We start from the raw sequence: 7,725 nt of genomic DNA, 5'->3' as shown, positions 1-7,725 counted from the left end.
TACGGCTTAGAAAATGTAAGGGAAATTATTTTCAACCCAATAATCAATTGCTTCAATTAAAACAAGCCTTTCCATTAATTCCACCTGCTCAGGAAACAAACTCATCGCTTTCCTTCGTGTATGGAGTCATGAACAAAATTTCTAAATAATAATAATTTAACATATCCGTAGTAAAATTTTGTTACTAAGTGAATTATTAAAAATTAAAGAGGTATTTATGAGTCGAAATGTATATGAGCTGTCTAGTGTAGGATTCTTCAGCAAGATTTTTGGTTCACTCTGTTGTTGTGGTTCTAATGAGGAGGCCAGCTAACCTCTCAATGAAAATTAGAGGTTATTAATGATTCGCAAATAAATTTGAATGAGGACACTTTCCTAGCTTTTTGGGGTAGCTAAGTACGATCGTTCTGTTCGGAGTGATAATAGTGTAATTGATGAATACAATAATTGGTATTGGAGTTTTGATGGAAGGTAACGAAAAGACATTCAAAATAAAAATATGCAGCCTCACCCTAAATGCATTAACGCAAAGATCAGCAACGTAAGGGCGATGAGGATTTCAAAGATGATAAATGGTTTTCCGCCGATGACCTCGTAACCGACAGCGATTTTTTTCACGTAACGGCCGCTCCACACCATTAATGCAGGCAACAAGGTAAGTAAAATGACACATAAAATACCGGCGTAATTTAAACTTGCAATGAAAAGGCCTGGATAGAACAGAATGACTAAAAGCGGTGGGGTTAGGGTTAATGCAACCAATAACCAGCGGCTGCTTTTTTCTTTTTTAATTTTCAAACCATCCGCCATAAAATCTGATAAGCACAAAGAAACTCCAAGAAAAGAAGTTACGATACAAATAGAAGTAAAAAAGCGGATTAATCCTTTCACAAGGTCGCCATTTACGTGAGCAGATAAAGTATTACTCAATTCGCTCAGGGCGTCGGTGGAAGCGGTCATGTGAATTAAACCATTAGCTCCATGGCTTCCGAGCGTTCCGTTGACAACAAAAGTCCACAATAAATATAAAATCAAGGGCATCAGGTTGCCGATGGCAATCGTTAATCGCAAAACATTGACTTGGCTTTTCAAATAACTTCGCAAAGTAGGCACAATAGTGGCGTAACCGAATGAAGTGGTGATCACCATGACGGCACCAGATAAGAGCGCTAAATGGCCGCCGGAAAGTTTGCCTACATCGATATGCGGCGAAATAAATAAGACCAGTAAAAAATAAACCGCTAATTTCGTTGACATCAAACCGCGGTTGACTAAATCCACGGCACGCACCCCATAAATCAAAACCGCTCCTAAAGTCACAACGAATAAAATTGAATCGAGCCACGTCGGCGTGGGGATATTAATCAATGACAACAAATTATGAATTAAGTCAGTCCCGCCAGACATGTAGGCAGCTAATAGCGTATATAACAACAATAAATAGCTGATCCAGGTGATTAACTGACCCGCCTTACCCAGCGTTATTCGCGCCATTGAAATGAGATTCGTATTTTCCGGGAGCCATAAATTAGCTTCTAAAATGTAAAAAGCGGCTAACGCTGTGATTAGCCAAGCAGCAAAAAATAATAAAATAGAGTGATAATAACCACCGGCAGCGATTGTAATGGGCAAGGCCAACATGCCTCCGCCGACCGATGTGCCGATAATTAATAAAGTAGCGCCAAAAACTTTTCCGCAAGTCGTTCCAGCTTTTGGGGATTCAACCTCATTGACGAGTGAAACGTCTTGAGATTTATCGAAGATGGTATTTAAGGGTTCCATAAATCACCTAAATTTTAATATCTCACAAAACTAATGCTTAAACACCTGAAGACCTTGTAATATCATTAAAGCTTGATATAGCTGATAATCGGTTTTCGCTAATCGCAGTTGGGTTTGTAATAAATTTTTCTCTTCTTCGGTCTTTCTGGGATTTGCCTTAGCGGACGGAACGCCGTCATTGGGCAAATGATTTTGGAAATCAGCTTCATCCAATGTTAACTGTGATTTAGGAGGCGTAATATTGAATTCCGGAACTGCAACATTCGGTATAATGCCTTTGGCCTGAATTTCGTGGCCTGCTGGGGTGTAATACAAGGCAGTCGTTAGTTTAATCGCGTTCCCTTTCCCAATGGGTAAAACGGTTTGGACCGACCCTTTCCCAAAGCTGGGCGTTCCCATGATAATAGCGCGTTTGTAATCCTGAAGAGCGCCAGCCACAATTTCTGAAGCAGAGGCCGATCCACCGTTGATCAGTACGACCATCGGTGTGTGGGGAATGAGATCGCCAGGCGTAGCCTTAATTTCAATATCGGCGCCCGGAACGCGTCCTTTTGTATAAACGATGAGGTCGTTATAGCGGTGCATCTTACTCGCATCAAGGAAATTGTCTGCCACCTGGGCGCTGACATCGAGTAAGCCACCGGGATTATTACGCAGATCGAGGACTAAACCTTTCAAAAGGCCTTGCGATTCTTTTTTCAATTTATCAATTGCATCACGCAACTGGTTTTCCACTGGCCCTTGGAAGAAAGTGACTCGGACATAACCGTAACCGGGTTCTAAAGTTTTGCTTTTTACACTAACCAAATGAATTGGTTTACGTTGAATTGAAAAAATTAAAGGCTTATTCGCACTTTTGCGTAAAACCGTTAACTTGACGGTGGTCTGTTTTTTGCCTTTAATTCGGCTCACCGCTTTCGAAAGACTCATGTTTTGAACTAATTGGTCGTCAATTTTAACAATATAATCGTTGTGTTGGATGCCTGCGCGTGCGGCGGGGGAATCTTCCAGCGGGCTAATGACTTTTAAAAGACCCTCTTTGGAGAGCGTGAGCTCGATGCCAACGCCCACAAATTCTCCAGAGATGGTGGTTTTCAATTCTTTCAAGTCGTTGTTGTCGAGATAGCTGGAGTGGGGGTCGAGGTTGGCTATCATGCCGCTAATTGCGCTGTCGAGTAATTTTTTATTACTCACATTTTTAATGTAATACTGATGGATCAATGCAATGGCCGTCACAAAACGTTCGATGTCTTTTCTGGAGAGCTTATCGCTTTTGTCTTCCGCCGGAGTGGAAATCAGCATTTTTGGTAAAAAGGGAGAAGAAAAAGCGAACACCGTGGTAAATCCCGGACTGATGAAGGCGGCAACCGCGATAGCTATAATCTTTCTTTTTAGGCTCATTGATTCTCTCCTCTATGACACCACAGGGTTGGATTTAGCGGCTTAGCATTATGACGAATAGCAAAATAAAGCGGCTTGTTTTTCGTAGCCGCCGCTTTGATCCACTATAGCGACCAAATCACCCTTTTGGACTATGCGCCGGTTTTTTATACAAATTATTATTTCGAGCGTATAGCGTCATATAAGCATGTCCATGGTTGATAATCAATAATAAACCTAGCCGGGGAGCCACTTTGCAAAAACGACTTTGCTACTAGCAACTGCATAAACAGGCTGATCCTCTCGCGCTCTTATCAAAATGCCATCCCATTTTAATTCACTCTGGCCAATGGGGATTCCAAAATAAGGCAAAACGGAGCCTTTAGTGGGCCAGCTTAATTTGCCTTTTAAAGCGGCAAAATCTTGCTTCATGATGGCTTTAATCTGATGTTGTTTTTCAGTCGGTTGATGGTTTTCTCAAGGAGACGTTTATCGGCTAATAATTCAGCCAGTCGTTGGTTTTTCGTTTTAATTTTGTTTTAAGTTCCACAATCGCTTGCTGGCGTTCCTGTTTGAGAGCCCAAGTCGAACTCGCTCATCGCTTTGTTTTTTTGAAGATTTTGCAGAATGTACGTTTGGACCTGAATTGAAATTTGATTTTGGCTCAAGCGGGCAAGCGTGGAATTGTAAATTGTGAATAGCAAATAGCTGACCTTTACTGAGATAATGATAATACTATAATGAAGATGGGCTGACGCGCTGCGAATCGTTTTGGCTCAGAATGAGCTTGAGATAAGACTCTCTCTCAACCTATCATAATAAGCAGCTCGAAGATAGTCGGCAAGTTCGGCGCGTTCTGTTACAAGTTTGGCTTGATAAGTGGTTTGATCGTGATGTAACTCCTCAAGGAGTTGCGATTCTTTTTTTAGAGCGGATTCGCTTTTTTGTAATTGAAGTCGTATACGTCCTGAAGCAATTTCTGCGGTTTTTAATCTTTTCAAAAAAATGTTCGTTTTTTTCTTTCGAGAGCATCGCTTTTAGGGTTTCGATTTTGTAATTAATTTGTTTAGGGTCGGTGGGAGTGGTGGCAAATGCTTCGGGTGGAGTCATCATTGAAACCATCATTCCATAATTCGTCCTCCCGTGGTTTATCTGCGGAATCCAGGAAATATCCGAGTGCGACGTTTCTCTGGATCCCGCAGACAAGCCGCGGGAGGATGAGCTGTTCAGAAATCGGAGTACGAATGAGAAGACAATCCATGCAATTGAAAATAAAAAACACGCAAAATCCTTCGCATAAGTTACTTCAGCGTAATCAAGGTACGCCCTGTCATTTCCCTTGGTTTTTTAAGGCCCATCAAGTAAAGTAATGTGGGGGCCACGTCGTCCAATGCGCCCACTTCTTTACAAAACTCGGCTTCCCTCCCTACGTAAATTAATGGTACCAAATTACTCGTGTGGGCTGTATGGGGCTGGTTAGTTTTTTCATCAAACATTTTTTCGGCATTGCCGTGATCAGCGGTGATTAACGCTTCCCCACCAACGGATTGGAGGGCAGTAATTATCCGTTTTAGACAATCATCAATAACCTGAATGGCTTCTCTCGTGGCCGTTTCATTGCCCGTGTGTCCAACCATATCAGGATTGGCAAAATTACAAACGATAAGGTCGTAATTATCGTTTTGAATGATTTCTACTAATTTATTGGTTATCTCAACCGCACTCATTTCAGGTTGAAGATCATAAGTAGCTACCCTCGGGGAGGGGATTAACAGTCGATCTTCGCTGCTAAAAGGGACTTCTTGTCCGCCATTTAGAAAATAAGTGACATGGGCGTATTTTTCAGTTTCAGCAATGCGCAACTGACGATAGCCCCTCGCTGATAAATATTCACCCAAGGTATTGGGTAATTCCAATGGCGGGAAAGCCACGGCTGCATTGATGTCTTTAGCATAAGCAGTTAACGTGACGAACGCTGAAAGTTTGGGCCTTACTTGACGATTAAATGCCGTAAAGTGAGCACTACAAAATGCGTAGGTGAGTTGCCGTGCACGGTCAGCGCGAAAATTCATAAAAACAACGACATCATCATCTTCTATAATAACAGGCGTTTCGTTATTGCGGTGAATGGTGGTGGGGCTCACGAATTCATCGGTATTACCCTGTTCATAAGCAAGCATCAAACCTTCTTTTGCCGTGGGTACATGAAGTTGAGCGACGCCTTGCGTCAATAAATCATACGCTTTTTTAGTTCTGTCCCAGCGTTTATCACGATCCATGGCGTAATAACGTCCAATGAGAGAAGCTATTTTTCCATTTCCGTAAGTGTGAAATTGACTTGTGATTTTTTCGATTGAAAGTAAAGCCGATTTTGGTGGTGTATCGCGACCATCGAGAATAGCGTGTAAATAAATTTTTTTAATGCTGTGACGATAAGCGAGTTCAAGCAGGGCAGCAATCTGATTATCTCGGCTGTGAACACCGCCGGGGGAAAGCAAACCGAGAATATGAACGGCTTTGTTGAGTACTTTGGCTTTTTCAAGCGCTTCAATCATAACGAGATTTTTATAGAATTCTCCGCTGGAGATCGCCGCATCAATCCGTGTTAAATCTTGAGACACTTTACGTCCTCCGCCAATATGGAGATGGCCTACTTCTGAATTTCCCATCTGCCCATCTGGCAATCCCACCGCCTTGCCGAAGGCTTCCAATAGTATGTAAGGATAATGGCGAAATAATTTATCTAATGTCGGTGTGTTGGCTTTTTTGATGGCATTGTGCGTGATTTCATCACTTTCGCCAAAGCCGTCGAGGATAATCAGCACCATAGGTTTTGGGTTTTGGTTATCGGTTTGTGTCATCAGGAAATCTCAAATTAGAATAGCTAAAAAGATTGCCATTCTATAGGGAATAGAGGCTTATTTCGAGAGTCCGATCTTAAGATTTATTTAAGTCGTCTACCCTATACTGCTTGTATCATTATAATATAACCATTTAGTTGAAAAATCGGAGCGCAAATGCGATTCAATAGTGCTGCTAAGGCGGATCAGCACACGAGTAAAGGGAATCGTTTTATTTAAAAAGCTTATCTTCCAGAGATTATTTTCAGTTTGAAAAGAAATTAGAGGTGCAATTGAAGCGGGATTCAGGGCAGGGTCGAAAAAAATGGAACTCAAATTGCAGGATAGCTTTGGTAAAGAACGAGTTTACGTGATATCAGTGATTTCTATACGACTACCTTCAAAAAGGGAGGAGAATAGCATTGTTTGATTTTTTCCAGCGGTGAGAACAAATATTCTTTAGACTCTAATCGTTCCATTGTTAGCACGCATGTAAATGAGAATTATTGACAGCTGCGTTGTATGAAGGGATTGAAGATGGCTGCATGATTTTTCTTAAAGCCAACGTTGGATAACTCTATTGCTATTTTGAATCAGCAGGAAAAATATTCCAATATTTGCATATTTATTTAATACATTAGTTAGATGCTTCTTTCGATTTCGATCGTTTTAAAAAGTGTTTTTTCACTCTTTCCCATACAATTCGCTGTCTTATTACGAGCTGTCTGTGTTGTGTTGCCCGCAAAGTTCAACAATTTATTTTTCAGAGTTAACCATGTTGCGCCGATTATTGCCTCGCCTATCCACTGATATAAATGTTCGATTTTATCAAAATCTCAAAAACCAATTACCTAAAATTACTAAACTAATTAATGACTACTACTAATAGTTGTCAGAAGTTAGAGTGCAAACCGATAAAACTTATGTATCAGAAAGTAACTTATTATTGTTATTTCCCATTGATCAAAGAGCTTTTTAAGAATTGGGCGTCGAAAAAAGCAGCGTATTGAAACATTATTTGTTAGCAATTCTGAACATTAATTATCTATAATAACAAAAAATCATTGTAAATAGTCCAATAGCGTGTGGTTCTTATGAAGATGCCTATGAGAGTTTAGGTCAACAATTTCAAACGAATGATAGCGGAAGAAAAATCCGCGGATGAAATTCTCTGCTTGGAAATAGATTTGGATTATGAAGAGAAAATTGACAGCGCTGAGGATTTTTTTGAGCCCGAAGAGAAATCTCTCTCCGAATCTATCAAAAAAATTGTTGATAAGATCAGAGAACCTGATGCAGCGCAATTTTACTTTAATTATTAAGTATAAGTTACTTAAACTAAACGAAGATCAAGCGAAACCTAAACGGTGTGTTGGTAACGAATCATTGCCAAGGTTTTTTCGTGGCTTTCCCTCGCTCGGCAAAACTAAAAATAAAAAAATAGTTTTAGCAAAGAGAGTGATTAATTTGCTTCAAGAAGCTTCTGACTGAATTTACCTCTTAACCTAGCATTGGTTATTCGGCCTCACGATTTAAATCGGCTAACATGGGTACCTGGATGAATCACGCAAGGTTGATGCTTATTTATCAGGCTATCGGGTTCACAGAGCCACCGCATGAATCAGCATCATCAACCCCAGGTTTTATTTAACGTCCTTAACATCACATTGCCGCGTTTACTAATCCGCGACAAGACCTCCTTATTCCCACTCGAGTGTTGTGG

At 40.8% G+C, this 7,725-nt stretch carries 4 protein-coding genes and 2 pseudogenes; 1 reads left to right on the top strand and 5 read right to left on the bottom strand.

Features of this window, described 5'->3' with window-relative positions:
* Window positions 1-507: 507 nt before the first annotated feature.
* The 4 genes and pseudogenes from FIV31_RS06690 to gpmI all read right to left on the bottom strand — a co-directional run bounded on the left by FIV31_RS06690 (window position 508) and on the right by gpmI (window position 6,023).
* Window positions 508-1,782, bottom strand: a complete 1,275-nt coding sequence (locus FIV31_RS06690) for an amino acid permease (RefSeq protein WP_280124230.1) — start codon at window positions 1,780-1,782, stop codon at window positions 508-510.
* 30 nt (window positions 1,783-1,812) lie between these two features.
* Window positions 1,813-3,183, bottom strand: a complete 1,371-nt coding sequence (locus tag FIV31_RS06685; protein WP_280124229.1) for a S41 family peptidase — start codon at window positions 3,181-3,183, stop codon at window positions 1,813-1,815.
* Window positions 3,180-4,287: pseudogene (locus FIV31_RS06680) on the bottom strand (murein hydrolase activator EnvC family protein). Before FIV31_RS06680 ends, FIV31_RS06685 begins: the two are co-directional and overlap by 4 nt.
* A gap of 176 nt (window positions 4,288-4,463) precedes the next feature.
* Window positions 4,464-6,023, bottom strand: a complete 1,560-nt coding sequence (gene gpmI, locus FIV31_RS06675; RefSeq protein WP_280124228.1) for a 2,3-bisphosphoglycerate-independent phosphoglycerate mutase — start codon at window positions 6,021-6,023, stop codon at window positions 4,464-4,466.
* Between the two features lie 1,115 nt (window positions 6,024-7,138).
* Between gpmI and FIV31_RS06670 the strand changes: the two genes are divergently transcribed.
* Window positions 7,139-7,324 (top strand): hypothetical protein, encoded by a 186-nt coding sequence (locus FIV31_RS06670; RefSeq protein WP_280124227.1) that lies wholly within the window; start codon window positions 7,139-7,141, stop codon window positions 7,322-7,324.
* Between the two features lie 326 nt (window positions 7,325-7,650).
* Here the strand turns inward: FIV31_RS06670 and FIV31_RS06665 are convergent.
* A pseudogene (locus tag FIV31_RS06665) lies at window positions 7,651-7,725 on the bottom strand (transposase); the annotation flags it as partial.

Source organism: Coxiella endosymbiont of Ornithodoros amblus (assembly GCF_019425495.1).
Classification (GTDB): domain Bacteria; phylum Pseudomonadota; class Gammaproteobacteria; order Coxiellales; family Coxiellaceae; genus Coxiella.
Note: the sequence above shows the minus strand (reverse complement) of the source record. Positions and strands in the feature narration are given on the sequence as shown.

Excerpts from the sequence above, each read along its gene's own strand:
- FIV31_RS06690 (WP_280124230.1), bottom strand. The coding sequence starts at position 1,782 with ATGGAACCCTTAAATACCATCTTCGATAAATCTCAAGACGTTTCACTC.
- FIV31_RS06685 (WP_280124229.1), bottom strand. The coding sequence starts at position 3,183 with ATGAGCCTAAAAAGAAAGATTATAGCTATCGCGGTTGCCGCCTTCATC.
- gpmI (WP_280124228.1), bottom strand. The coding sequence starts at position 6,023 with ATGACACAAACCGATAACCAAAACCCAAAACCTATGGTGCTGATTATC.
- FIV31_RS06670 (WP_280124227.1), top strand. The coding sequence starts at position 7,139 with ATGATAGCGGAAGAAAAATCCGCGGATGAAATTCTCTGCTTGGAAATA.